The organism is Streptomyces sp. NPDC058284 (genome assembly GCF_042881135.1).
In the GTDB taxonomy this organism is placed as follows: Bacteria; Actinomycetota; Actinomycetes; order Streptomycetales; family Streptomycetaceae; genus Streptomyces.
This window is the reverse complement of record NZ_JBHVYE010000006.1, coordinates 267,338-290,510: the sequence shown is the minus strand read 5'-3', so window position 1 is coordinate 290,510 and position 23,173 is coordinate 267,338. Positions and strand designations below refer to the sequence as shown.

Genomic DNA, 23,173 nt, shown 5'->3' with positions numbered 1-23,173 from the left:
AGCACGTCACACGAGCAATCCATCCGGGATGCAGGGGTACAAGGCCACGGGTACGGTCCGCAGAAGATCATCCACGGCTCTGGCAAGACCTGACGGCCCTGAAGTCGATCTCCAACAGCTCAGGAGAGACATCACATGGCAGCTCCCCGGATCCTCATCGTCGGCGGCGGTTTCGCCGGCATGGAGTGCGCTCACAAACTGGAGAAGAAGCTTTCGCCCCACGAGGCGGAGCTGCGGCTGATCAGCCCACAGGATCACCAGCTGTATCTCCCCCTGCTGCCGCACGTCGCCTCCGGAGTGCTCACTCCGCAGTCGGTGGCCGTGCCGCTGCGCCGGATGCTGCGCCGCACCTCGATCGTGCCGGGCGGCGCCATCGGCATCGACCCCAAGGCCAAGGCCGTGATCGTACGGAAGATCAACGGCGAGGAGGTCGTGGAGCGCTACGACTACCTGGTCCTGACGCCCGGAAGCGTCACACGGCAGTTCGACATCCCCGGCGTCGACCGGTACGCGGTGGGCGTCAAGACGCTCGCCGAGGCCGCCTGGATCCGCGACCACGTCATCTCGCAGCTGGACCTCGCCGCGGCGAGCACGAGCCGCGAGGAGCGGGAGCAGCGGCTGCAGTTCGTGGTGGTCGGCGGCGGTTACGCGGGCGTGGAGACGGCCGCGTACCTGCAGCGCCTGACCTGCGCCGCGGTCAAGCGCTACCACGGCCTCGACGTCTCGCAGATCAAGTGGCACGTGGTTGACGTCGCCCCCAAGCTGATGCCGGAGCTCGGCGAGCGGCTCGGCGACAAGGCGATGGAGATCATGCAGCGCCGGGGCGTGAACGTCTCGCTCGGTGTCTCCGTGGCCAAGGCGACCGAGGACACCGTCACCCTCACCGACGACCGGGTCCTGCCGTGCCGCACGCTGATCTGGACCGCGGGTGTCGCGCCGAGCCCGCTCATCGCGACGCTCGGCGCCGAGACGAACAGGGGGCGGCTCGTCGTCAGGGCCGATCTGACGGTCCCCGGTCTCGACGGCGTCTTCGCGCTCGGCGACGCGGCGGCCGTGCCGGACGTGGTCAAGGGCGGCGACGCGATCTGCCCGCCGACCGCGCAGCACGCCATGCGCCAGGGATGGGCCGCCGCGAAGAACGTCGTATCCGCGCTGCGCGGCTTCCCGCTCGCCGACTACCGGCACAAGGACATGGGCCTCGTCGTCGACCTCGGCGGCGTCCAGGCGGTGTCGAAGCCGATGGGCGTCCAGCTGACGGGGCTGCCCGCCCAGGTCGTGGCGCGCGGCTACCACCTGGGCGCGCTGCGCACGGTCACCGCCCGCTTCCGCACGGCCGCCAACTGGGGCCTGAACGCGCTCGCGGGCGACGACTACGTACGCACCGGCTTCCAGGCCCAGCGGCCGGCCACGCTCAAGGACTTCGAGATGACCGACGCCTACCTGACGCGGGAGCAGATCGACGAGCGGGTCGCCGCTGCCTGAGGAGCCTCGACCGACCAGGGTCAGAGCCTGTCTTTGAACCCCCGTCGTCCGCGCGAGGCGCGGGCGCAGCGGCGGATTGGGGCCTCCCCTGCTCGAGCGGAGCCGAGAGCTTGGGGAAGCGTTCGATCGGAGTGCGGAGTCCCAGGCCATGTGGCGGAGCCACCTGTCCTGGAACTCCGTGCGCCGAGGGCGCGTGCCGGGCGTCGAGGCGCAGGCGGGGGTTCAAAGACAGGCTCTCAGCCGTGCCGCACGCCGATGCGCCCCTCCAACTGTGCGAGCAGTTCCCCGAGGAGCCCGCTCAGTTGGCCCTGGCCCGCTCCGTCGAGTACCGAAAGGACGACCGTCTCGTACGCGAGCTGCTCGGGCAGGATCGCGTCGACGAGGGCGCGGCCGGCCTCGGTCAGGCCGACGTGCGCGACGCGGCGGTCCCGCGCGTCGGCTCGCCGGTCGACCAGCTCGCGCTCCTGCAGCAGCTTGAGCCGCTTGGTGACGGCGGCCCCTGACGAGAAGGTCTCCCGGGCCAGCTCGCCGGGCGTCAGCTCGTGCCCGGTGCGGCGCAACGCGCCGAGCAGGTCGAACTCGGCGCGGGTCAGTCCTGCCCGGCGCAGCGGGGCGTCCTCGGCCTGCTGGAGGAGGGCCGCGCAGCGGTTGATGCGGCCGATCACCTCCATCGGCCCGGTGTCGATGTCGGGTCGCACCGCCTGCCACTGCCGCACCACCGCGGCCACCGTGTCCCCAGCGGGGCCGGCCACCGGGCCGTTCTCCGTCGTCATGCTCGTGCGCCCTCCCAGGCGTCGGCGTCCCTCGCGCGGGTCCGCGTCCGTTGACCGTCGTCTCCGCCCTGGCCGTTCGGCCGGCGGACCGTCGCCGCGAGCGTACGGTGTCCGGCGCGCTCGGCGGCGAGCACCCGCTGTTCGGGCAGGGCGCGCTGCCACCATTCGCCGGCCGCCGCGTCGGCGGCGGCGCGCAGGTCGACGAGGGCGGCGGTGAGCCGGCGCCGCGCCGGTTCGACGGGGCCCGCGCCCGCGAGAGCCGCCTCGGCCTGCGCCGTGGCCCGTTCTGCGGCCGCGATGGCCCGTTCGATGTGGTCTCCGGCGCGCCGGTTGGTGACGAGGACGGCCGCCGCCACGCCGAGCACGGCGCCGACGAGGGTGTCCACGACGCGGTCGAGGATGAGTTCGCCGGGCTGCTGGAACCGGGCGAACTCGGTGACGAGCAGCGCCATCGGCGTCACGCACACGGTGCCGAGCCAGTAGTTGCGGGTGATCAGCGCCTCCGCCCCGAAGGCGAGGGCGAGGCAGCACACGATGAGCTCGGCGTGGCCGAGGTGCGCGAACGGCGCGATCGCGGCGAAGGCGAGCACACCGACGAGGTTGCCGACCACGCGCTGCACGCCCCGGTTCCAGGTGAGCGTGGTGTTGGCCTGGTAGAGGGAGGCGGCCGTGACCAGCGCCCAGTAGGGGCGGCCGATGCCGAGCGCGAGCGAGCCGTATCCGGCGAGGGCACAGCCGACGGCGGTGCGCAGCGCGATGGGCAGCAGCGGGGAGCCCGGCCCGAGCCGCCGCCACAGCGGGACCACGGGCTCGGCGAGTTCGGCGGCCACGCCCAGGAGTTCGTCCTCCTCGCCGGGGCGGGCGGCACCGGGGCGCGGTACGGCGCCCGTGCCGCGCAGTCCGGCCGCCCAGGTGCGCAGCGCGGCCGGGTCGACCGCGGCGGGCGCAGCCAGGGCCTCCTCGGCACGGACCACGAGGCGGGCCAGGGCGTGCCGGGCGGCGGTGCGGGCGCCGGTGGCGAGCAGCGACTGCCAGGCGGCGTGCACGGCGCCGGCCGCGGCGGCGCGGGCCTGCTCGGTGCCCGGCGCGGTGGCGTCGGCGCGCGCCGCGTCCGCGTAGGCGGCGGTGGCGCGCAGGGCGCGTGCGGTGGCCCGGCGCTCGGGTCCGTGCGGGCGCACCAGGGCGGGCGCCATGCCCACGAGCCAGGCGATGGCGCCGCCCGCGAGGGTGAGCGCGAGGTGGCCGGGGACCTGGCCGAGTGTCTGCGGCGCGAAGAGGGTCGCGGAGCTGATGAAGGTGAAGATCAGGTGCCCGGGCGGCCCGACGCGGGTGGCGTCGCAGAGTGTCTTCTGTGCGGCGGCGAGCAGCGCGCCGACCGCGACGAGGACCGCGGCGGAACTCGTCAGAGACGCGGTGACCAGGGCGAGGGCGATGCTCGCGGTCATCCCGGCGACGACCAGGGCCAGGGTCCGCGCGCGGGCGGCGTAGGGGAGGTTGTGGGCGTACAGGGCGCAGAACGACCCGGCCATCGTGTACATCACCAGGTCGAGCCGGCCGAGGGCGAGCAGTGTCAGGTTCGGTATCGCGTTGGCCACGACCACGCTGGTCGCGGGCTTGAACCAGATGTCGGACGGCTTGCCGGGGCGCAGCACGCCCGCGAGGGGGAGGCGGCGGACGCGGGCGGGGCGGGGGGACAGCTGCGGGGGCGGGGGCGGGGGCGTACTGCTCATGACCAAAAGGTTAGCAAGTGTTTTACTCGGAAACGATTTAGGCGGCGCCAGCCCCGTCGGACAGGCGCGCCCGCGCCCCCGTGCTCCCCATGCACCCCCGTGCGCTCGCGTACGGCCCCGGCGACCCGGGAATCGACCGGACGACACGGTCGAGACGACACCGTCGACAGGGGGAGGGTGCGGTGCACGGACCGGCACAGGCCGCCTGGCTGCTGGTCGCGCTGTGCGCGGCGACCGGGGGCTACTGCCTGCTGCGGATGCGCAGCCGGATCGAGGAACAGCGCCGCACGGCCGGCGGCGAGGCGCTCATGGGGTTCGGGATGGCGGTGATGGCCGTCCCCGCGGCCGTCCTCGCGCCGCCGCGCTGGGCCTGGCTCGTCTACGCCGCGGTGTTCGGCGGCGCCGCGCTGCACACCGGGTGGGCGGCCCGCGCGAACCGCCACCACCTCCACCACCTCATCGGCGCGTGCGCCATGGCCTACATGTCGGTGGCGATGGCCACGACTCCGGCAGCACACGCCGGGCACCACGGGGGCGCCGGCATCCCGCTGCTGACCGGCGCGCTGCTGCTCTACTTCGCCGGGTACGTGCTGTGGTCGGGCGCGCGCCTCGCTCCCCGGGCGGCCTCCTCCGCGGGGGGTGGGTCCGCTGTGCTGGGGTGGGCGGACCGCTCCGAGGTGGCGCTTGCTTGCCGGCTCTCGATGGGGATCGGGATGGTGGCGATGCTGATGACGCTGTAGGCGCCGCCCCTGCGGGTGGCGCCCTTCGTCCCGGCGCGGTGGTGGCGGTCGCCCCTGCGAGTGGTGGCCGCCGCCTCAGCGGGCGATCAGCGCGGCGAGCGAGGTGAGGCTGTCGACCCGCCAGTCCGCCGTGTCGGCGACGGCCGGATCGTCCGCCCAGTAGTACCCCCAGGGACCGCGCCGGATGTGTGCGGCCAGCAGCCCCGCCTGCTTGGCGGGGAAGAGGTCGTGGCCGGGGTGGTCGCCGACGTAGAGCGTCTCCTGGGGCTCGGCCTGGGCCACTTCGAGCACCCGCTCGAAGAAGGCGGGGTCCGGCTTCGACACTCCCCAGTCGCCCGACGTGACGACGAGGTCGGCGGGCAGGTCGAGGTCGCGCAGCAGTTCGGCCGCCCGCGCCGTCGCGTTGCCTGCGATGACGACGCGGACACCGAGCTTCTGGAGACCGCCGAGGGCGGGGCGTACGTCCGCGTAGAGGTCGGCCTCGCCCAGGTGCTCCCCCCGGCCCGCGGTCTCGCGTGCGTGGTGGGCGGAGGCGATGTCCATGTCCGGGCTGACGAGCCGGAGCGCGTCGGCGTTCCCCCCGCCCTGCGCGACGACGGCCCCGATCAGCGCGGAGAGCGTGTGACGCGGCACCTGGAGCCAGTCCGCCCAGGCTGCCCAGTAGCGGTCGTCTTTGGTGAGGGTCTCCCCCACGTCGAACACGATGGTCTCGATCACCGTCAGCACACTACGGCGTCCCGCCGCCCCGGCCGCGGTCGTCACCCGTACGGGAAATACACCCGTGTCGGCCGTGGCGTGCGTCACTTGGGGTGACAGGCCATACCCTCCGGTAGCCCAACCCTCATAGGCTGGGCGCCATGATGGTCCCCGTCGCGCTGTTGCTGCTGGGCGTTCTCACCGCTGTCGTGGCCCCGCGGATGCTCGCGCGGGCCGACTGGCCGGAACGCGAACCCGTGGTCGCGCTGTGGGCCTGGCAGTGCGTGGTGGCGGGCGTCCTGCTCTGCTGCGCGCTCTCGATGACCCTGAGCGCCGCCGCCGCGTGGCAGGCCGTGCGCGGCCATGTCTTCGCGCCCGCGCCGCACGCCGTGGTCGAGGCGTACGCCCTCCAGGCGCCTGGCCCCTGGGCGGCGGCCACCGCGGTGGCGCTTGCCTGCGGCGGGGTGTGGACGGCGGTCATGCTGACCCGCGAGATCGCGAGGGCCCGCGCCCGGCGCTCCGACCGCAGGGCCGAACTGCTCGTACGTTCCCCGCTGTTGCCCGGCGAGGAGCCCGGAGCCAACCGCCTCGTCCTCCTGGAGGGCGAGCGGCCCGACGCCTGGTGGCTGCCGGGCCAGGCGCCCCAACTGGTCATCACCACGGCCGCGTTGCGGCGGCTGAAGGGCCGTCAGCTGGACGCCGTGCTGGCGCACGAGCAGGGTCACGCGCGGGCCAGGCACGACTGGCTGCTGCACTGCTCGGGGGCGCTGGCCGTCGGCTTTCCGCAGGTGCGGGTGTTCGCGGCGTTCCGCGACGAGATGCACCGCCTGGTGGAGCTCGCCGCCGACGACGTCGCCTCGCGCCGCTTCGGCCGTCTGACGATCGCCCTCGCCCTGGTCGAACTCAACGAGGACCGCGGCGTGTTCGGCCCCTGCCCGGCCCCGCAGGCCCACGTCCCGCAGCGCGTCCACCGGCTGCTCTCGGCCCGCCCGCGCCTGACCGCGGCCCGCAGGCTGCGCCTGACGGCGACGGCGGCGCTGGTGCCGGTGATCCCCGTCCTGGTCACTTTCGTACCGGGTCTTCGCGCACTGGGCTAGCCCGCATCCGAGAATTCACGGCGTCCGACGCGGCACCGGGACGCCTGCGCCGCACGGCGATCCCGCGTGCCGGACAGCGGGCCGCGCGGCCGGGGCGGAACCGAACCGTGCGTACCCGCGCCGCTGTCGGGTAGGCGCCACGCCCCGGGCCCCATGACGGCCGCAGCTCCGATCCGTCGGCGAGGATCACTCCATGCACCCCGCGTCCACCGACTCCCCGACCCGCCCGCCCCGCTCCCGGGCCGCGCTCACCGCCGCGGCCCTCTGCGTGCCCTCGCTCCTGCTGCTCCTCCTGGTCGGGCTGGAGTGGCGTCCGCTGCTCTCCCTGGACGGCGACATCGCGCGCACCACGCATCGCTGGGCGGTGGACGGCCCCGGCGCCACCCGGACCGTCCGGATCCTCAGCGACTGGGTGTGGGACCCCTGGACGATGCGCGCGGTCATCGCGGTGGTGGTCGTCCGGTTCGCGGCCCGCGGGGCGTGGTGGCCGGCGCTCTGGCTCACCGGCACCTGCGTGGCCGGCTCGGCGGTGCAGCAGGGACTCAAGGCGGCGGTCGACCGGCCGCGCCCGGTGTGGCCGGACCCCGTGGACTCCGCGCACTTCGCGGCGTTCCCCTCCGGCCACGCGATGACGGCGACGATCGTCTGCGGCCTCCTGCTGTGGCTCCTGCACACGCACGGCGCACGCCCCGCCCTGTGGCGCACCGCCCTGGCCCTGGCCGCGCTCTCGGTGACCGGCGTAGGCCTGACCCGCGTCTGGCTGGGCGTCCACTGGCCCTCCGACGTACTCGGCGGCTGGCTGCTCGGGGCACTGACGGTGGCCCTGGCCGTCATGACGTACGAGAAGGGGCCCGGCGGGCGCGCGAACGGGGCATGACGGCGTCGCACGCCTGTGGGCAGGCAACACTCCCCCGCGGTGCTGCCTGCCCCAGGCTGCTGCGACCCGCGCGGCGCCTCTTGCGAGACTCCGCCTCGGGACTCCCCGAGTATACTGGCTCGGAGCCAGTCAACGCAGGAGTTATCAGGATGTCCCCGCGTAGCCCATCGGTCAACGAAGAATTGCGCAGACGTTCCCGGGAGCGTCTGCTGCAGGCGACGGTGGACCTGGTCGGCGAGCACGGGTTCGAGGCCACGACGCTCGGGCACATCGCGGACCGGGCCGGCGCCGCCCGCGGCCTGGTGTCGTACTACTTCCCCGGCAAGCGTCAGCTGCTCCAGTCCGCGGTGCACCGGCTCATGCACCGCACGCTGGAGGCGGCGCTTGAGCGGGAGCCGCGCACCGATGACGGGCGCGAGCGGCTGGCGCGGGCCGTCGACGCGATCCTGGGTCTGGCCAGGGACGAGCCGCTGCTCATGCGTACGCACATGGCGGGCATCCTCCAGGCCGAGGGCTTCGTGCAGTGCCCCGAGCAGCAGCGTCTCGCGGAGCTGCTGCGCGAGACCGTCGTCCGTTACGGCTCGCCCGACGCCGACCGGGACTACCCGCTGCTGCGGGCGCTCCTGATGGGCGCGGTCTTCGCGCTACTCATCCCCGGCGCGCCGATGCCGCTGACGACGCTGCGCGCCGAGCTGTTCCAACGGTACGGACTGGACTGGGAGCTCGGCGTCCCGCCGGGCGGCGCACCGCCCGACGGGAACTCACCGCACGGGCCCCTGAGGCCTCTTCCCTCAGGACAGCCCGGCTAGTTCCGTCCGTCAGTCGAAGTAGTCCGGCTGCGTCTGGACGTTGAGCTCGCGCATGCGGACCCGCTGGGCCGGATCCGTCCGCTTGTCGTTGATCTTCAGGACGTCGAGGCCCATCTCGATGTCGTTCGAGTAGACGCGGCCGTTGTAGTAGTACGCCGACCACGCGCCCGCCGTGGTGATCTTGTCGGTGGTGTGCGGGCCGCGCTCGAAGTAGCCGATCTCCCTGGGCTTCGTGGAGTCGGTGAAGTCCCAGACGGAGACGCCGCCCTGGTACCAGGCCTGGACCATGAGGTCCTTGCCCCTGACCGGGATCAGCGAGCCGTTGTGGGCCACGCAGTTCTCGGTGTCCGCCTGGTGGCGCGGGATCTTGAAGTAGCTCTTGAAGACCAGCTTGCGCTTGTCACCCTTGCCCTTGATGTCGTAGATGCCGTTGGCACCCCGGTTCGGTCCCGTGGCCGCGTTGCACGTGGCGGCCGAGCCGCCGCCCAGCTCGTCGGTGAAGACGACCTTGTCGGCCTTCTGGTTGAAGGTCGCCGAGTGCCAGAACGCGAAGTTGGTGTTGTCCTGCACCTGGTCGATGATCCGCGGGTTCTCCGGGTCCTTGATGGAGAACAGGATGCCGTCGCCCATGCAGGCGCCCGCCGCAAGGTCCTTGGAGGGCAGCACCGTGATGTCGTGGCAGCCGGTGGTCTTGGAGACGCCCGGGTTGGTGGGCCCGCCCGGGTTGCCGCCGCCGTCGGGACCCTCACCGGGGAAGAGCACGGGGAAGTTGACGACCGCGGCCTTCTCCGGGGCCTTGCGCGGCACCTTGATGACGGTGATCCCGTCGTGCGGCGGCTGGCAGTCGGGGAACGCCGCGTTCGGGGAGTACGAGGAGACGTAGATGTAGACGTTCCTGCGCTCCGGCACCAGCGTGTGGGTGTGGGAGCCGCAGGCGGTCTCGACGGCGGAGACGTACCTGGGGTTCGACTTGTCGCTGATGTCGAAGATCTTCATGCCCTCCCAGGAGGACTTCTCCGTGGCGGGCTGCGTGGTGCTGTTGCAGGAGTTGTCGCTGCGCGAGGAGTCGGTGGACAGGAAGAGCAGGTTCCCGGAGACGGACACGTCGTTCTGCGAGCCCGGGCACAGGACCTGCGAGACGGTCCTCGGGGCCTTCGGGTCGCTGATGTCGTAGATGCGGAAGCCGTCGTAGTTTCCGGCGAAGGCGTACTTCCCCTGGAACGCGATGTCGGTGTTGAGCCCGGGCAGCGCGTCCTTCGGGACGTTGGCCAGGTGCTCGATGTTGTCCGAGTGGACGACCTCGTCGGGCGCCGGTATGTCCCCGCGCTCGATGGCCTTCTTCGTCCGGTCGGCGTCGCTCTTGGAGACGCTCTTCGGGGCGGCCGGAGAGTCACCGGGGTCGGGGACGGCTCCGGCGGGCGCGGCGGTGAGCAGCGCGGCCAGCAGTCCGGCCGCCGCCGCGCCGACTCCCAGACGTCTGCGCCGCGTTCGGGGATTGTTCAACAGGGTCACTGCATCCTCCCTTGTGGCCGTTCGCAGTTGAACGGTTCACGCACACCCGCAGTATCGTGCTCATCATGCACAGATCAACAGAGGGAATCGGACTCGTCACGAGACTTTCCGGTCACCGATGCTCATCCGCGTGCTAATACGGACCCCGAATCGCCCGCGCGCCACCAGGAGGTCACTGTGCCCCACCGCCGTACGTCCGCCGTCAGCGCGATGCTGGCGACCGCCGTTCTCGTACTCGGGGGGTGCGACTCCGACGGGGGCGGCGGGGACGGATCCGATGCCGGGCACAAGGCGTCGCCGGGTCCTTCGGTGATCGCGCCGGGCAAGCCGGGCGAGAGCGCGGCGACGATGTCCGCGAAGGACGCCGCGCGGCGGAGGTCCGAGGACGACTCCCCCAACTCGGCCGACTTCACGTACACGCAGATGATGATCGTGCACCACGGCCAGGCGCTGAGGATGACCGGACTCGCCCCGGAGCGGGCCGGGTCGGTGCGCGTCAAACGGCTGGCGTCACGCATCAGCTCCGCGCAGCGGCCCGAGATCGGCGCGATGAAGGGCTGGCTGAAGAAGCACGGCGGCCCGCGCGAGCACGCCGGGCACGAGCACGCGGCGATGCCGGGCATGGCGAGCGAGGCGCAGCTGAAGCAGCTGCGCGCGGCCAGGGGCAAGGCGTTCGACCAGCTCTTCCTCAAGCTGATGATCACGCACCACAGCGGGGCCCTCACCATGGCCACGGACGTGCTCTCCGAGGGCAACAACATCCAGGTCGAGGAGATGGCGAACGACATCGTGGCGCAGCAGTCGAGCGAGATCAGCCGGATGCGGGAGATGGAGTGACGGCCGCCTCCCCCCTCTCCCCCCTCTCCCCCCGGCGCGGGCACCGAGGGCCGCCCGGGCCACTGACACCGCACGCGACACCACACGCGCCTGTGCGCCCACACCCCTGACACGCGCGCTCCCCGGTGCGATCCTGAAACCGTCCCGAGGTCACCTCGCGGAAGGAGCACCACCGTGCTGCACGTCGCCGTCGTCGGTTCGGGTCCCAGCGGGGTGTACGCCGCGCAGTCCCTCATCCAGCAGGACCGGGTGCCGGATGTGCGGGTCGACGTGCTCGACCGCCTCCCCTGCCCGTACGGCCTGGTGCGCTACGGAGTGGCGCCGGACCACGAGAAGATCAAGTCCCTGCAGAACAATCTGCGCGCGGTCCTGGAGGACGAGCGCGTACGCTTCCTCGGCTCCGTCGAGATCGGCCCCGCCACCCTGCCCCCGGCCCGGCTCCTCGGTCTCTACCACGCGGTGGTCTACTGCGTCGGCGCGGCGGCGGACCGCAGGCTCGGCATACCGGGCGAGGAGCTGCCGGGCAGCTACTCCGCGACCGAGTTCGTCTCCTGGTACAGCGCGCATCCGGACGCGATGGCGGAGCCGGGCGCGCGGGCCGGGTTCATCAGGGACGTGGAGTCGGCCGTCGTCATCGGCGTCGGCAACGTCGCGGTGGACGTCGCCCGCATGCTGGTCCGCGGCGCCGCGGAACTGCTCCCCACCGACATGCCGGACGCGGCGCTCGGCGTCCTCGCGGGCAGCCGGGTGCGTGAGGTGTCCATGGTCGGGCGGCGCGGGCCCTCACAGGCGCGGTTCACCACCAAGGAGCTGCGCGAGCTCGGCGCCCTGCCGGACACCGAAGTCGTCGTCGACCCGGCGGAGTTGGCGCTGGACCCCGCGTACACCGACCCTTCCGGCCTGCCCGCCGCGGGCCGACGCAACGTCGAGGTGCTGCGCGGCTGGGCCGACCGGCCTGCGCGGGGCCTTGCCCGGCGGATCAGGCTGCGCTTCTTCCTGCGTCCCGTCGCGCTGACGGCGGGGGCGACGGGCCATGTGGCCCTGACCCGCTTCGAGCGCACGCTGCCGGACGGCCGGGGCGGGGTGACGGGGTCGGGAGAGTACGAGGACATCCCGGCCCAGCTGGTGCTGCGCTCGGTCGGCTATCGCGGGGTGCCCCTCGAAGGGCTGCCGTTCGACGCGGAGCGGGGCACGGTGCCGCACGCGGCGGGACGGGTGCTGCGGGACGGCGCGCCCTCCCCCGGCGAGTACGTGGCCGGCTGGATCAAGCGCGGCCCCACCGGCGTCATCGGCACCAACCGGCCGTGCGCCAAGGAGACGGTCCAGTCCCTGCTGGACGACGCCCCCGCTCTCGGACGGAGGCAGGTGCTCGACGACCCCCTGTCCGGGTTGCGGGCGGCGGGGCTGCGGCCGGTCGAGTGGCCGGGCTGGCTGGCGATCGAACGCGCGGAGGCGGAGCTGGGGCGCACGCTCGGCCGGGGCGTGGTGAAGATCCCGGACTGGGAGGGCCTGCGGGCGGCGGCGCGCCACACCTCCTCCGGCTAGGACCTGCACCGGAGGGGCACGTCGGGAGGGGCGTTCAGGAAGCGGTCGGGGTGGCTCACGCGGCCAGGTCGGCTCACGCCTGGGCGGCGAGACGGGCGTCCTGTCGGGTGGCGGCCGCGAGGACGCTGTCGAGCAGACCAGGGAAGAGGGCGTCCAGGTCGTCGCGGCGCAGCACGTTCAGCTTCGTCGTGCCCCGGTAGATCTGCCGGATGACGCCGTTCTCGCGCAGCACCCGGAAGTGGTGCGTGCAGGTGGACTTCGTGACGGGCAGGTCGAAGAACGAACAGGAGAGCCCGTCCGCCCCCTCCTCCCGGGCCAGCTCCCGCACCACCCGCATCCGCATGGGGTCGGCGAAGGCGTGCAGCACCCCTTCGAGCCGGACGTCCCCGGGCTCGGGGTGGGCGAGCGTCCTGCTGCTCGCACTGCCGGTCGCACTGCTCGCACTGCCGGTCGCGGCGGCGGTCGTCATGGCGGCTCCACTTCGTCCTGTTGATCCCGGGTCCCGAGTCCCTGACCCCCGGGTATTCCCTGCGCTTCATTGTACGAGAGCCATCGTAGTTTGACATGCGCCGTACTACGAGGTTTATCGTACGAGCAGCGGAACCGCACATCGGCGCCTCCGCACCCGCACGCACATCCGCCGTGAACGAATGGAGCCCGCCGTGAGCGCGCTGTTCGAGCCGTACACCCTGCGATCGCTGACCATCCCGAACCGGGTCTGGATGCCCCCGATGTGCCAGTACTCGGCGGCGCCCGACGGTGCCGACGCCGGCGCACCGCAGGACTGGCACTTCGCGCACTACGCGGCGCGCGCCGCGGGCGGTACGGGCCTGATCATCGTCGAGGCCACCGCCGTCAGCCCGGAGGGCCGCATCAGCCCGTACGACCTGGGCATCTGGAACGACACGCAGGCCCGCGCCTTCCGCCGCGTCACGGACTTCCTGAAGAGCCAGAACACCGTGCCCGCCATCCAGCTCGCGCACGCCGGCCGCAAGGCGTCCACCGACCGGCCCTGGAAGGGCGGCGCCCCGCTCGGCACGGACCAGCACGGCTGGCAGGCCGTCGCGCCGAGTCCGGTCGCCTTCGACGAGCAGCACCCCGTGCCGACGGAGCTCACCGTCGATCAGATCCGCGCGATCGTGGGCCAGTTCGCCGAGGCCGCGCGCCGCGCCCTGGACGCGGGCTTCGAGGTCGCCGAACTGCACGGCGCCCACGGCTACCTGATCGGCGAGTTCCTCTCCCCGCACAGCAACAAGCGCACCGACGTGTACGGCGGTTCGTACGAGAACCGCACGCGCTTCGCGCTCGAGGTGGTCGACGCGGTGCGTGCCGTGTGGCCCGAGGACAAGCCCCTGTTCTTCCGCATCTCGGCCACCGACTGGCTGGAGGAGGCAGGCTGGACGGCGGACGACACCGTCCGCTTCGCCGGCGAGCTCAAGGAGCACGGCGTCGACCTGCTCGACGTCTCCACCGGCGGCAACGCCGCGGGCGTCAGGATCCCCGTGGAGCCCGGCTACCAGGTCCCGTTCGCGGCCCGCGTGAAGGCCGAGACGGAGCTCGCGGTCGCCGCGGTCGGTCTGATCACCGAGGTGGAGCAGGCCGAGAAGATCCTCGCCAATGGCGAGGCGGACGCGGTCCTCCTGGGGCGCGAACTCCTGCGCAACCCTTCGTGGGCGCGGCTCGCGGGTCGCGAACTCGGCGACGACGTGCACGTGCCGGACCAGTACCACCGTTCCGTCTGATCCCTCTGACGCCACGGTGGCCGCGCCGCCGCCCTGTTAGACCCGGGCGGCTCGGGGCACCCGTTGAGGCCGGACCTCATCCGACACAGTTGGATCTCATCCGGCGCGGGAGGGCGGCGATGGCGACAGAACGGCTTCCGGAGCACGAGCAGCGCATCCTGGAGGAGTTGGAGGAGTCCCTCCGGCGGGACCGGCCCCTCCAGGCGCGCTGGCGGCTCCTGCGCCTCGAACGGCGCGTACGGAACGTACTGGCGCACACGCCGCGACCCCTCACCGTGGCCTTCCTCGCGATCGTGTGCGGCGCGCTCCTCATCATCGGGATCCGCACCTCGACGCCCGGCGTGATCTGGGCCTTCGCCGTTCTGTGGTCGCTCACTCTGGTCGGGTTCCTGCGTCTGCTGTGCCGGTGGACCGATCCGTGAGCTCCGCCGCCGCAGCTCAGCGGCGCAGCTTCAGACGGTCCACTCAGCGACGCAGCTTCAGACGGTCCAGGGCCGCGACGCCGAAAGCCGCCAGGGCGATCTGGATGAGCCACTCCACCCAGTCCACGCCGTCGGTGTCGGCCACGCCGAGGCCCGCCGCCACGGCCGTACCGATCAGCGCGGCCACGATGCCGACGACGATGGTCCACAGCACGCCGATGCGCTGCCGTCCGGAGACGACGAGCCTGCCGAGGACGCCGATGACGGCGCCGATCAGAATCGCGCTGATGAGCCCGGAAATCTCCATCACTGCCCCTTGTCCGGTTCCTGACCGGTTCCCTCGCCGGTCTCTTGCAGGAGATGTACTAGGTCACTCGGGTATGGCCGCCAGGGTGAAGGAGTGCCCCATGGGGTCGGAGTAGGTCCGCGTGTCCCGCGGCCCGCTGTTGTTCTTCGTCTCCACGGGCCGCGCGCCCAGGCCGATCGCCTCGCGCTCCGCCTCGTCCATGTCGTGGCGGGCCACCATGATCCTCAGATGCGCCTGCTGCGAGTCCTCGGGACGCGGCCAGCTCGGCGGTATGTAGTCGCGCTCCCTGTGCACGGCCAGGTGGACGCCGCTGTCGTTCGTGACCTCGACGTAGTCGGGGTCCTTGCTCAACCGCACCTCGGCGCCGAGCAGTCCGGCGTAGAACTCAGCCAGTTCCTCCGGCTCCGAGCAGTCCAGTACGAGCACGGTCTTCTTGTGAACGGTCATACCGACCGGGTCCCCCGCGCCGGACCGCCCAAACGGACGTACGGTTCGCCCAGCCGTCCTGACTTGCCCTCACTTGCCGCCACTGCCGAACGAACCACTGCGCCCCCGGATCCAACGCCTGCGCCGCTGGTCGCCACTCCGCGTGGACGAGGCATTGCCCGCTCCCCTGACCTGACGCGGCGTCAACCGCCCCGCGTCCTTTGGGACTTCGTCCGGCTCACGATGCTCCGCCACCTCCCCTACGGGCCCCTCGGCAGGCAGGCGCGGCTGCTCCTCGGGCCTCGGTGGCCGCTGCTCCCTGCCGCGGACCCGGATCCCGAACCACACGGCCCACACCAGCAGGGCGGCGATGCCCAGGCCGACCAGGAACGGCGCGAGGCCACCCCCGGGCACCCCGGCGGCCAGATGTCCCACGCTGAGATCAGTCATGGGCGGCGGGTACCCGCATACCCGCGACAAAAGCCCGCGCGAACCCCCGAGCCCCGGGCGCGGCCCGGGCTTCAGCTCACTTCATCCACTCCGCCTCATACGCGGCATACGTGCCGTCGTGCGTGGCGAGGTGTACGAACTGGTCGACGTATGCCTTGAACTCGTCGTCGCCGCGCGGCACCGCGTAAGCCTTCTCCGAGAAGGTGAAGGGCTTGTCGGGGTGGAGGGGGCACAGCTGGGGGTGGAGTTTCGCCTGGTAGAGCGTCTCGCTCGCGTCGGTCATCATCACGTCCGCCCGGCCGTCGACGATCTCCTGGAAGATCGTGGTGTTCTCCGGGTGCAGCTTGATGGTCGCCCGCTTGATGTTGGCGCGGGTGAACTGCTCGTTCGTCCCGCCGGGATTGACGACGACCCTCGTGCCGGGCTTGTCGATGTCCGTCAGAGCGCCCGCGCCGAACCTGGCCTTGTCCGCGCAGCGCACGATGGGCGTCTTGCCGTCCTCGCGCGTCGGCTCACTGAAGTAGACCTGGCGGGCGCGCGGCAGGGTGACGGAGACGCCGCCGACCCCGATGCCGCAGCGTCCGGCCGCCACGTCCTTGGTCAGGTTCGCCCAGGTCGTGGCCACGAACTTTGGCTTGGCTCCGAGGCTCTTGGCCAGGTCCCGCGCCATCTCCACGTCGACACCGCTGTACGTGCCCTCGGCCGGGTCGAGCTTCGTGAACGGGGCATAGTCGCCGGTCGTGCAGACCTTCAGCACACCCTTCTTCGGGACGGAGTCGAGGAGAGTCCCGTGGTGCCTGTCCGGGCGGTCCGGGCGGTCCGCCCGCCGGGCCGCGTCGGGCGACGCGGGCGCGGCGGCGGTGACGGCCAGCAGGCAGACCAGGGCGGACAGGGCGGCGGCACGCTTCATGGGGGGCTCCTCTGCGCTACGGACGGCGGCTGTTGAGAGGGGTGAGAGGGCTGAGAGGGGCGAGGCGGGCCGGGGTCAGCTCGGGCTCCTCGTTGTCGTACGCGTCCTCGTCGAAGGGGTAGAGCGGCCGCTCCACCCGATGGTGGCCGAGCCGCAGCAGATCCTGGTCGACGCCGCCCGGCGTGAGGGCCAGCAGCCAGTCGGCCGCCATGTCGTGCAGCTCGGGCTCCAGGTAGCCGATCTTCACGGCCACGATGTCGTACGTACGCGGGTCGACGCCGAGGCCGCCCTCTTCGGGGCCCATGAAGTCGGCCAGAGTGTGGAACGGCTTGCGGCGTTCGACGAGGATCACGGTGAGGCCACCGCTGCGCACGGCCGCCATGTCGACGCCGCGGTCGTACGCGCCGCCCTCGGCACGGTCCTTCTGGTCGGTGGCGCGCTGCAACGCGACGACGGTGCCGGTCAGTTCGTACGGCCCGCCGTGGTTCGCGTCGACCTTGCCGCCGACGCTCAGCGTGACCTCCGCGCCGACGCCCGCCTCGAAGCAGCGGGCGACGGCGACCGGATCGGTGATGCCGGGGTGGACCGCGGTGACCTGCCCGGAGCGGATCGCCTCGTTCTCCAGGAGCTTGCCCAGCATGTACGCGAGGTCGCCCGCGCCGCCCGCCGTCGGGTTGTCGCCCGAGTCGCTGATCAGGAAGGGGCGCCGGGGCGAGGCCACCGCCCGCTGGATGCACTCCTCTGCGCTGCCCGTCGGGCCGACGAAGACGAAGTCGCGGCGGGCGTCCCAGTACCGGCGGGCGAGCTTCCCGGCCTCGGCGGCGGCGAGTTCGGCGTCGTCACCGGTGACGACGATGGCGGCCTTGCAGCGCGGCTCGTCGGCCCAGGCGTAGCCGACCCACATCGCGGCGTCGAGGATGCCGGGCAGCTTCTCGATCCCGGCGAGCGAGGCGTAGAGGGACTTGGCGGGCTCCAGGCGGGTGCTGGTCTTCTCGCCGGGCAGCAGGACGGGGACCTGGACCCAGGCGCGGTGCGGGCGCGTGCCGGCGAGGAGGCAGCGTACGAGGTTGCGGGCGGCGCGTTCGCGGGTCTCCCAGGCGTCCTCGTGCGGGGCGAGGCGGTGGGCGGTGAGCAGGTCGACCGGTTCGGCGAAGCGGCGCGAGACGTTGCCGTGCAGGTCCATGGCGGCGGAGATCATCGGACGCCCGGTGCCGTCCGGGGTGCCGACGGAGTCGAGCGCGGCGCGGACGGCCTCCGTCAGGTCCGCCTCCGCGTCGGTGAGCCCGATGACGCTCATCGCGCCGTGGATGTCGTACACGAGGCCGTCGAGCGGACCCGCCTTCCTGATGCGGGCGACGAGTTCGTCCTTGAGGATCAGGTACGACTCCGCTTCCACCGGTCCGCCGGGCAGCGACGTCGCGTGCAGCAGCGGCACCCATTCGACCGTCGCGGCGAGGTCGGAGTCGGCGCGCGTCCACGTGTACCGGTCGAGGAGGTCCTGGCCGCGGGTCCGGCGGAAGTCGTCCGTCGTGGAGCGGTGCGGGCAGAAGGTGGACGACTCGATGCCGATGCCGCCGATGCCGATGCGCAGGCGGCGGTGGTTCGCGGAGGGGGTCATGCGGGTGCGCTCTCTTCCTGGGGTGCGGGGGCCTGGGACGCCGGGGTGGCAGGGGAGGCCGGGGAGGTCGGGAGGTGGTGGCGCAGCGCCGTCAGGCCCGCGCCGAGCAGGCCCGCGTCGACGCCCGTCACCGTGGTGGTGATCTCCAGGTCGGCCGTGGCCAGCGGCAGGCAGCGTTCGTAGAGGACGCCGCGCACGGCGGCGACCAGCGGTTCGGCGGTGGCGAGTACGCCGCCGAGGGCCACGGCCTGCGGGTTGAAGAAGTTGACGACGACGGACAGGACGGTGCCGATGTGCCGTCCCGCGGTGCGGACGAGCGTGGTGGCCTGCGGGTCGCCGTCCGCGACGAGCCTCAGCAGGTCGGCGGTGTCGGCCACTTCGACACCTTGCAGGGCGAGTTCGCGGATGAGGGCGGCACCGCTTGCGACGGTCTCCAGGCAGCCGATGTTGCCGCAGCTGCACGGGCGGTCGCCCGCCGCGTCGACGCGGACGTGGCTGATGTCGCCCGCGCTGCCGTTGGCGCCGTCGTGCGGACGGCCCGCGGAGATGATGCCGCTGCCGATGCCGCGGCCCGCCTTGACGACGACGAGGTGGTCGAGTTCGGGGCGGGCGACGCGGTGCTCGCCGACGGCCATCATCGTGGCGTCGTTGTCGACGGTGACGGGGATGCCGAGCCGCTCGGCGAGGACGTCGCGCAGCGGGTGGCGGTGCCAGCCGGGCATGCGGGAGGGGCTGAGGACGCGGCCGGTCGCGGGTTGCACGGGGCCGGGGAAGGCGACGCCGAACGCGCGCACGGTGCGGCCCTGCTCGCGCTGGCGGGCCACGAGTCCTTCGACCTGTGCACAGAGCCAGTCGACGGCGGACTCGGGCCCGGCGGTGATGTCGTGCGGCAGATCGACGGCGTCCGTGACGGTGCCGCCGGGGTCGACCACGCCGAGGCGCGCGTGGTGGCTGCCCAGGTCCGCGGCGACGGCGACGCCCCCCTGGGCGGCCACCCGCAGCAGCCGCGGCCTGCGGCCCCCGCGCGAGGCGCCCTCGCCCGACTCGGAGAGCAGTCCGGCGTCGACGAGTTCCTGCACCCGCAGGGAGACCGTCGAGGGGGCGAGGCCCAGCTCCCGCACGAGCTCCGTACGGGAGGAGGCGACGCCCGACGAGACCAGCCGCAGGATGTCCTGCGCCGACCCCGACTCGCCGTGTGCAGTGCCGGCCATGCCGCTCCCCCAGGGTTGGTTCGCCGCTTTGTGCGACATCTTGCTTCGACAACGGGCCGAACTCTAGGTGTCCACGAACCAAGTTGACCAGGCCTCCCCGGAGAATCCCGGCTGTGACGGAGAACTTAATCGGGCATTCCAGAACGACTCTCCCAACCCTCCCTCAGTCTTCACCGAACGAAGCTATTGACTTGTTTTTCGACAGCGGCCTAGCGTTCGGGCGCCGCCCCGTCGTTCTCCGGCACGGGCCGGCCCCGTACCCCTTGGAGGCCCATCGCCATGCGCTCACTCAGGTCCGCGGCGGCCGCGCTGCTCGTCCTCGCGGCGGCCCTCACCGGCTGCACCCGCGAGGGCGGCCGCATCGACATGGGCCCCACCGGCGGCACGCCCGTCGAGGGCGGCACGGCGACGATGGCGCTGCCCCCGGCCGCGACGCCCAACTGGATCTTCCCGATCGGCGCGCCCGGCTACGGCGCCTCGTACAACTACGGCATCATCTCCCTGCTGTTCATGCCGGTGTACGACGCCGTGCAGGACAGGGCGCGGGGCGAGTTGACCACCCACGGACCCAGCACGCTCGGCCTTGCGCCGAAGTACAGCGACGGCAACAGGACCGTGACGGTGCCGCTGCGCGAGGGCGTCAAGTGGTCCGACGGGACGCCTGTCACCGCCCGCGACCTGGAGTTCTGGTTCCACCTGGTCAAGGCCAACAAGGCGGAGTGGGGCAGCTACTCGGTCGGCACGATGCCCGACAACATCAAGCGGTTCGAGACGCTCGACGACCACACCGTGCGGCTGCACCTGACCCGCGCGTACAACCCGGACTGGTTCACCGCCAACCAGCTCACCCTTCTGCGGGCGCTCCCCCAGCACGCCTGGGACGCGAAGAGCGACGGCGGGAGGATCGGCGACTGGGACCGCACGACCGCGGGCGCCAAGGCCGTCTTCGCCCGCCTGACCCGGCACGCCAAGAGCCTCGGCTCGTACGGCTCCGACCCGCTCTGGAAGACGGTCAACGGGCCCTGGAGGCTGGCGGGCTGGCGCGACAGCGGTCAGGTCACCATCGTGCCGAACGAGAAGTTCACCGGCCCGCGGTCGGAGCGCCCGCACCTGGACAAGGTGGTCTTCAAACCGTTCACGACCGCCGACTCCGAGTACAACGTGCTCCGTTCGGGCGGCGTCGACTACGGCTACATCCCGCCGTCGGTGATGGCTCAGAAGGAGAAGTTCGAGGGCAAGGGCTACCGCGTCGATCCGTGGGAGGGCTGGGCGGCGACGTACATCGTCTACAACTTCAACTCCGCCGGGGGCGGCCCGTTGATGAACCAGCTCTACATCCGCCAGGCGATGCAGCACCTCGTCGACCAGAAGGCGATGAGCGACGTCATCTGGCAGGGCAGCGCGACACCGACGCTCGGCCCCGTACCGGTGACCCCGAAGAGCCAGTACCTGTCCGAGAAGATGGCGAAGAACCAGTACCCGTTCTCCGTCGGCAAGGCCAAGGCCCTGCTCTCCCGGCACGGTTGGCGGACGAAGGACGGCACGGCACGCTGCGTACGCCCCGGCACCGGCCCCGACCGGTGCGGCAAGGGCATCGGCGCGAACACCCCGCTCGAACTGACCCTGCTCTCCCAGTCCGGCTCGACCGAGACGACGAACATGATGCAGGAGCTCAAGTCGTCGCTCTCCAAGGCCGGCATCGACCTGACCGTGCGCCAGCAGCCGCTCAACTCGGTGCTCGGCAACTCCGTGCCGTGCAAGGCGAAGGACCCAGGATGCGACTGGGACATGTCGTTCTTCGGGACGGCCGGCAGCTGGTACTACCCGCTCAACCCCAGCGGCGAGCAGCTCTTCTCGACGGGCGCGTCCGCCAACTTCGGGAACTACAGCGACAAGAGGGCCGACCGCATCATCCGGAGCGTGCAGTACTCCCCCGACATGAAGTCGGTGCACGAGTACGGCGAGTACCTCGCGGAGCAGCTCCCCGTGATGTGGATGCCCAACCCGGCGTACCAGGTCTCGGTGATCCGCAACGACCTGCGCGGCGTCTCGCAGAACCCGACCGTCACCTTCGCTCCCCAGCACTGGTACTACGTCAAGAAGAAGGGGGCCGAGAAGTGACCGGCTTCACCGGCTTTCTGGTCAAGCGCCTCCTCCAGGCGATCGTCGTCCTCTTCCTGGTGTCGGTCATCGTCTTCGTCCTCCTGCACCTGCTGCCGGGCGGCCCGGCCCGCGCCATCCTCGGCCCGAAGGGCACACCGCAGCAGATCGAACACTTCAACCACCAGCAGGGCTACGACCGTTCCCTGCCGATGCAGTACGCGATGTATCTGAAGCGGCTGCTCACGGGCGACCTCGGCGAGTCCTTCAAGCTCAACTCGCCGGTCATCGACCTCCTGACGCAGCGGCTGCCGAAGACACTGCTCCTGACGGTGCTCTCCACCGTGCTCGCGGTCGTCATCGCGGTGCCGCTCGGCCTGCTGCAGGCCGTCCGGCGCGGCAAGGCGTCGGACTACGCGCTCACGGGTCTCGCCTTCCTGCTGTACGCGACGCCGGTGTTCTTCCTCGGCCTCATCATGATCATCCTGTTCGCGCAGGTCATGCCCGTGTTCCCGGCGGAGGCTCCGCAGGGCGAGACCATCGGCGCACTGCTCGGCGACTTCACCGGACTGATCCTTCCGGTGGTCACGATGGCGTTCGGCATCATCGCGATGTTCAGCCGCTATATGCGCTCGGCGGTACTCGACAACCTCACAGAGGACTACGTCCGCACCGCGATGGCCAAGGGCCAGTCGAGCCGCCGGATCATGGTCAGGCACGTCCTGCGCAACGCGCTGATCCCCCTCGCGACGCTCCTCGGCCTCTACCTCCCGACCCTCTTCAGCGGCGCCCTCGTCGTCGAGTCGATGTTCAACTACCCCGGCATGGGGCTGCTGTTCTGGAACGCGGCGCAGGGCTCCGACTTCCCCGTACTGCTCGGCGTGACGCTGGTCGTCGGAGTCGCCACCGTCGTCGGCTCGCTGCTCACCGACGTCCTGTACGCCGTCCTCGATCCCCGGATACGGAGCGTGGCATGAGTACCACGGTCGCCCCTGTCACCGCGCCAGGCCATGAGGACGCCGCGCGGGCCACGCCTTCGCTGGCCCGTCGCACGCTCCGGGTCTTCACCGGCAACAAGCTCGCCCTGACGGGCGTGGTGGTGCTGCTCCTGCTGCTCGCCTTCAGCTATCTCGGCCCGTTCCTGTACTCGACCGAGCAGGTCCACACCGACCTCTCGCAGGCCAACCTGCCGCCCGGCACCTCCGGCCATCTCCTGGGCACCACCGATCTCGGCTACGACATGACCGGCCGCCTGATGGTCGCGGGGCGGACATCCCTGGAGATCGGTCTGGCGGCGGGCCTGCTCGCCACCCTCTTCGGCACCGTCTACGGCGCGATCGCGGGCTACTTCGGCGGCTGGGTCGACGCCACGATGATGCGGATCACGGACGCGGCGCTCGCCATCCCCGCGATGTTCCTGCTCGTCGTGGTGGCCGCGATCATCACGCCCAGCAAGGGCGTCCTCATCGTGATCATCGCGTCGGTGGCGTGGCTGTCCCCCGCCCGCCTGGTGCGCGGCGAGGCTCTGTCGCTGCGCGACCGCGAGTACGTCCAGGCCATGCGGATGATGGGCGGCGGCGGCGCACGGGCGGTCTTCAAGCACATCGTGCCGAACGCCATCGGCACCGTCATCGTCAACTGCACGTTCCAGATCGCCGACGCGATCCTCTACGTCAGCTACCTCGCGTTCCTCGGCCTGAGCATCCCGCCGCCCTCGGCCGACTGGGGCTCGATGCTGTCGGCCGGCATCACCTACACGCAGAACGGCTACTGGTGGCTGATCTTCCCGCCGGGCATCGCGATCGTGCTGGTCGTCGCCGCGTTCAACTTCATCGGCGACGGGCTGCGGGACGCGTTCGAAGTCCGGCTGCGGAAGTAACAGGAGAGAC

23 protein-coding genes are annotated in these 23,173 nt (G+C 71.8%); 12 read left to right on the top strand and 11 right to left on the bottom strand.

Annotated features, from left to right (window positions below):
• Positions 1-135: 135 nt before the first annotated feature.
• Positions 136-1,482, top strand: coding sequence for an NAD(P)/FAD-dependent oxidoreductase (locus tag ACFVYR_RS11965; protein WP_384254789.1), 1,347 nt, complete (start codon positions 136-138; stop codon positions 1,480-1,482).
• 236 nt (positions 1,483-1,718) lie between these two features.
• Here the strand turns inward: ACFVYR_RS11965 and ACFVYR_RS11960 are convergent, their stop codons facing one another.
• Positions 1,719-2,255 (bottom strand): MarR family winged helix-turn-helix transcriptional regulator, encoded by a 537-nt coding sequence (locus ACFVYR_RS11960; RefSeq protein ID WP_384254787.1) that lies wholly within the window; start codon positions 2,253-2,255, stop codon positions 1,719-1,721.
• Positions 2,252-3,985: an FUSC family protein gene (locus tag ACFVYR_RS11955; protein WP_384254784.1), complete on the bottom strand. Its 1,734-nt coding sequence runs from the start codon at positions 3,983-3,985 to the stop codon at positions 2,252-2,254. The genes ACFVYR_RS11960 and ACFVYR_RS11955 overlap by 4 nt, the downstream gene beginning before the upstream one ends.
• 182 nt (positions 3,986-4,167) lie before the next feature.
• On the opposite strand from ACFVYR_RS11955, the gene ACFVYR_RS11950 reads away from it, so the two are divergent.
• Positions 4,168-4,725 carry a DUF5134 domain-containing protein gene (locus ACFVYR_RS11950; RefSeq protein ID WP_384254782.1) on the top strand — a complete coding sequence of 186 codons (558 nt, stop codon included), beginning with the start codon at positions 4,168-4,170 and terminating at the stop codon, positions 4,723-4,725.
• 75 nt (positions 4,726-4,800) lie between these two features.
• Here ACFVYR_RS11950 and ACFVYR_RS11945 read toward each other — a convergent pair whose 3' ends face one another.
• Positions 4,801-5,442, bottom strand: coding sequence for an HAD family hydrolase (locus tag ACFVYR_RS11945; RefSeq protein WP_384254780.1), 642 nt, complete (start codon positions 5,440-5,442; stop codon positions 4,801-4,803).
• Between the two features lie 140 nt (positions 5,443-5,582).
• On the opposite strand from ACFVYR_RS11945, the gene ACFVYR_RS11940 reads away from it, so the two are divergent.
• The 3 genes from ACFVYR_RS11940 (at position 5,583) to ACFVYR_RS11930 (ending at position 8,204) form a co-directional block, all read left to right on the top strand.
• Complete coding sequence (locus ACFVYR_RS11940; RefSeq protein ID WP_384254777.1) at positions 5,583-6,518, top strand: M56 family metallopeptidase; 936 nt, start codon at positions 5,583-5,585, stop codon at positions 6,516-6,518.
• 193 nt (positions 6,519-6,711) lie between these two features.
• A complete protein-coding gene (locus tag ACFVYR_RS11935) occupies positions 6,712-7,395 on the top strand; it encodes a phosphatase PAP2 family protein (protein ID WP_384254775.1) in 684 nt (227 codons plus the stop codon).
• Between the two features lie 149 nt (positions 7,396-7,544).
• Positions 7,545-8,204: a TetR/AcrR family transcriptional regulator gene (locus tag ACFVYR_RS11930; RefSeq protein WP_384254772.1), complete on the top strand. Its 660-nt coding sequence runs from the start codon at positions 7,545-7,547 to the stop codon at positions 8,202-8,204.
• 9 nt (positions 8,205-8,213) lie between these two features.
• Here the strand turns inward: ACFVYR_RS11930 and ACFVYR_RS11925 are convergent, their stop codons facing one another.
• Positions 8,214-9,716 (bottom strand): LVIVD repeat-containing protein, encoded by a 1,503-nt coding sequence (locus ACFVYR_RS11925; RefSeq protein WP_384254770.1) that lies wholly within the window; start codon positions 9,714-9,716, stop codon positions 8,214-8,216.
• Between the two features lie 210 nt (positions 9,717-9,926).
• Between ACFVYR_RS11925 and ACFVYR_RS11920 the strand changes: the two genes are divergently transcribed.
• On the top strand, positions 9,927-10,553 hold the full coding sequence (locus tag ACFVYR_RS11920; RefSeq protein ID WP_384254890.1) for a DUF305 domain-containing protein: 627 nt from the start codon (positions 9,927-9,929) through the stop codon (positions 10,551-10,553).
• A 174-nt stretch (positions 10,554-10,727) separates the two neighbouring features.
• Positions 10,728-12,098 (top strand): FAD-dependent oxidoreductase, encoded by a 1,371-nt coding sequence (locus ACFVYR_RS11915; RefSeq protein ID WP_384254768.1) that lies wholly within the window; start codon positions 10,728-10,730, stop codon positions 12,096-12,098.
• A 73-nt stretch (positions 12,099-12,171) separates the two neighbouring features.
• Here ACFVYR_RS11915 and ACFVYR_RS11910 read toward each other — a convergent pair whose 3' ends face one another.
• Positions 12,172-12,567 carry an ArsR/SmtB family transcription factor gene (locus ACFVYR_RS11910; protein ID WP_384254766.1) on the bottom strand — a complete coding sequence of 132 codons (396 nt, stop codon included), beginning with the start codon at positions 12,565-12,567 and terminating at the stop codon, positions 12,172-12,174.
• Positions 12,568-12,760: 193 nt separating this feature from the next.
• On the opposite strand from ACFVYR_RS11910, the gene ACFVYR_RS11905 reads away from it, so the two are divergent.
• Complete coding sequence (locus tag ACFVYR_RS11905) at positions 12,761-13,840, top strand: NADH:flavin oxidoreductase/NADH oxidase (RefSeq protein WP_384254764.1); 1,080 nt, start codon at positions 12,761-12,763, stop codon at positions 13,838-13,840.
• 119 nt (positions 13,841-13,959) lie between these two features.
• Positions 13,960-14,262, top strand: coding sequence for a DUF3040 domain-containing protein (locus ACFVYR_RS11900; RefSeq protein ID WP_384254761.1), 303 nt, complete (start codon positions 13,960-13,962; stop codon positions 14,260-14,262).
• A 43-nt stretch (positions 14,263-14,305) separates the two neighbouring features.
• On the opposite strand, the gene ACFVYR_RS11895 is transcribed toward ACFVYR_RS11900, so the two are convergent.
• The 6 genes from ACFVYR_RS11895 to ACFVYR_RS11870 form a co-directional block, all read right to left on the bottom strand.
• Positions 14,306-14,569 carry a GlsB/YeaQ/YmgE family stress response membrane protein gene (locus ACFVYR_RS11895; protein ID WP_384254759.1) on the bottom strand — a complete coding sequence of 88 codons (264 nt, stop codon included), beginning with the start codon at positions 14,567-14,569 and terminating at the stop codon, positions 14,306-14,308.
• 63 nt (positions 14,570-14,632) lie between these two features.
• A complete protein-coding gene (locus tag ACFVYR_RS11890; RefSeq protein WP_384254757.1) occupies positions 14,633-15,016 on the bottom strand; it encodes a VOC family protein in 384 nt (127 codons plus the stop codon).
• Positions 15,017-15,085: 69 nt separating this feature from the next.
• Positions 15,086-15,445 (bottom strand): DUF6479 family protein, encoded by a 360-nt coding sequence (locus tag ACFVYR_RS11885; RefSeq protein ID WP_384254755.1) that lies wholly within the window; start codon positions 15,443-15,445, stop codon positions 15,086-15,088.
• 76 nt (positions 15,446-15,521) lie between these two features.
• Positions 15,522-16,355 (bottom strand): transporter substrate-binding domain-containing protein, encoded by an 834-nt coding sequence (locus ACFVYR_RS11880; RefSeq protein ID WP_384254753.1) that lies wholly within the window; start codon positions 16,353-16,355, stop codon positions 15,522-15,524.
• 16 nt (positions 16,356-16,371) lie between these two features.
• Positions 16,372-17,973, bottom strand: coding sequence for a M81 family metallopeptidase (locus tag ACFVYR_RS11875; protein ID WP_384254751.1), 1,602 nt, complete (start codon positions 17,971-17,973; stop codon positions 16,372-16,374).
• Complete coding sequence (locus ACFVYR_RS11870; RefSeq protein ID WP_384254749.1) at positions 17,970-19,184, bottom strand: ROK family protein; 1,215 nt, start codon at positions 19,182-19,184, stop codon at positions 17,970-17,972. Before ACFVYR_RS11870 ends, ACFVYR_RS11875 begins: the two co-directional genes overlap by 4 nt.
• A gap of 279 nt (positions 19,185-19,463) precedes the next feature.
• On the opposite strand from ACFVYR_RS11870, the gene ACFVYR_RS11865 reads away from it, so the two are divergent.
• From ACFVYR_RS11865 to ACFVYR_RS11855, 3 genes are read left to right on the top strand one after another with little or no spacing between them, the layout of a single operon-like run.
• On the top strand, positions 19,464-21,305 hold the full coding sequence (locus ACFVYR_RS11865; RefSeq protein ID WP_384254746.1) for a peptide ABC transporter substrate-binding protein: 1,842 nt from the start codon (positions 19,464-19,466) through the stop codon (positions 21,303-21,305).
• Positions 21,302-22,261 (top strand): ABC transporter permease, encoded by a 960-nt coding sequence (locus ACFVYR_RS11860; RefSeq protein ID WP_384254744.1) that lies wholly within the window; start codon positions 21,302-21,304, stop codon positions 22,259-22,261. Before ACFVYR_RS11865 ends, ACFVYR_RS11860 begins: the two co-directional genes overlap by 4 nt.
• Positions 22,258-23,163: an ABC transporter permease gene (locus tag ACFVYR_RS11855; RefSeq protein WP_384254741.1), complete on the top strand. Its 906-nt coding sequence runs from the start codon at positions 22,258-22,260 to the stop codon at positions 23,161-23,163. The genes ACFVYR_RS11860 and ACFVYR_RS11855 overlap by 4 nt, the downstream gene beginning before the upstream one ends.
• Positions 23,164-23,173: the final 10 nt, after the last annotated feature.

Bases quoted from the DNA above. Each gene is read 5' to 3' on its own strand.
- ACFVYR_RS11965 (WP_384254789.1), top strand. From the start codon at position 136: ATGGCAGCTCCCCGGATCCTCATCGTCGGCGGCGGTTTCGCCGGCATG.
- ACFVYR_RS11920 (WP_384254890.1), top strand. From the start codon at position 9,927: ATGCTGGCGACCGCCGTTCTCGTACTCGGGGGGTGCGACTCCGACGGG.
- ACFVYR_RS11855 (WP_384254741.1), top strand. From the start codon at position 22,258: ATGAGTACCACGGTCGCCCCTGTCACCGCGCCAGGCCATGAGGACGCC.
- ACFVYR_RS11865 (WP_384254746.1), top strand. From the start codon at position 19,464: ATGCGCTCACTCAGGTCCGCGGCGGCCGCGCTGCTCGTCCTCGCGGCG.
- ACFVYR_RS11900 (WP_384254761.1), top strand. From the start codon at position 13,960: ATGGCGACAGAACGGCTTCCGGAGCACGAGCAGCGCATCCTGGAGGAG.
- ACFVYR_RS11895 (WP_384254759.1), bottom strand. From the start codon at position 14,569: ATGGAGATTTCCGGGCTCATCAGCGCGATTCTGATCGGCGCCGTCATC.
- ACFVYR_RS11960 (WP_384254787.1), bottom strand. From the start codon at position 2,255: ATGACGACGGAGAACGGCCCGGTGGCCGGCCCCGCTGGGGACACGGTG.
- ACFVYR_RS11885 (WP_384254755.1), bottom strand. From the start codon at position 15,445: ATGACTGATCTCAGCGTGGGACATCTGGCCGCCGGGGTGCCCGGGGGT.
- ACFVYR_RS11890 (WP_384254757.1), bottom strand. From the start codon at position 15,016: ATGACCGTTCACAAGAAGACCGTGCTCGTACTGGACTGCTCGGAGCCG.
- ACFVYR_RS11870 (WP_384254749.1), bottom strand. From the start codon at position 19,184: ATGGCCGGCACTGCACACGGCGAGTCGGGGTCGGCGCAGGACATCCTG.
- ACFVYR_RS11930 (WP_384254772.1), top strand. From the start codon at position 7,545: ATGTCCCCGCGTAGCCCATCGGTCAACGAAGAATTGCGCAGACGTTCC.
- ACFVYR_RS11940 (WP_384254777.1), top strand. From the start codon at position 5,583: ATGATGGTCCCCGTCGCGCTGTTGCTGCTGGGCGTTCTCACCGCTGTC.
- ACFVYR_RS11955 (WP_384254784.1), bottom strand. From the start codon at position 3,985: ATGAGCAGTACGCCCCCGCCCCCGCCCCCGCAGCTGTCCCCCCGCCCC.
- ACFVYR_RS11935 (WP_384254775.1), top strand. From the start codon at position 6,712: ATGCACCCCGCGTCCACCGACTCCCCGACCCGCCCGCCCCGCTCCCGG.
- ACFVYR_RS11880 (WP_384254753.1), bottom strand. From the start codon at position 16,355: ATGAAGCGTGCCGCCGCCCTGTCCGCCCTGGTCTGCCTGCTGGCCGTC.
- ACFVYR_RS11875 (WP_384254751.1), bottom strand. From the start codon at position 17,973: ATGACCCCCTCCGCGAACCACCGCCGCCTGCGCATCGGCATCGGCGGC.
- ACFVYR_RS11910 (WP_384254766.1), bottom strand. From the start codon at position 12,567: ATGACGACCGCCGCCGCGACCGGCAGTGCGAGCAGTGCGACCGGCAGT.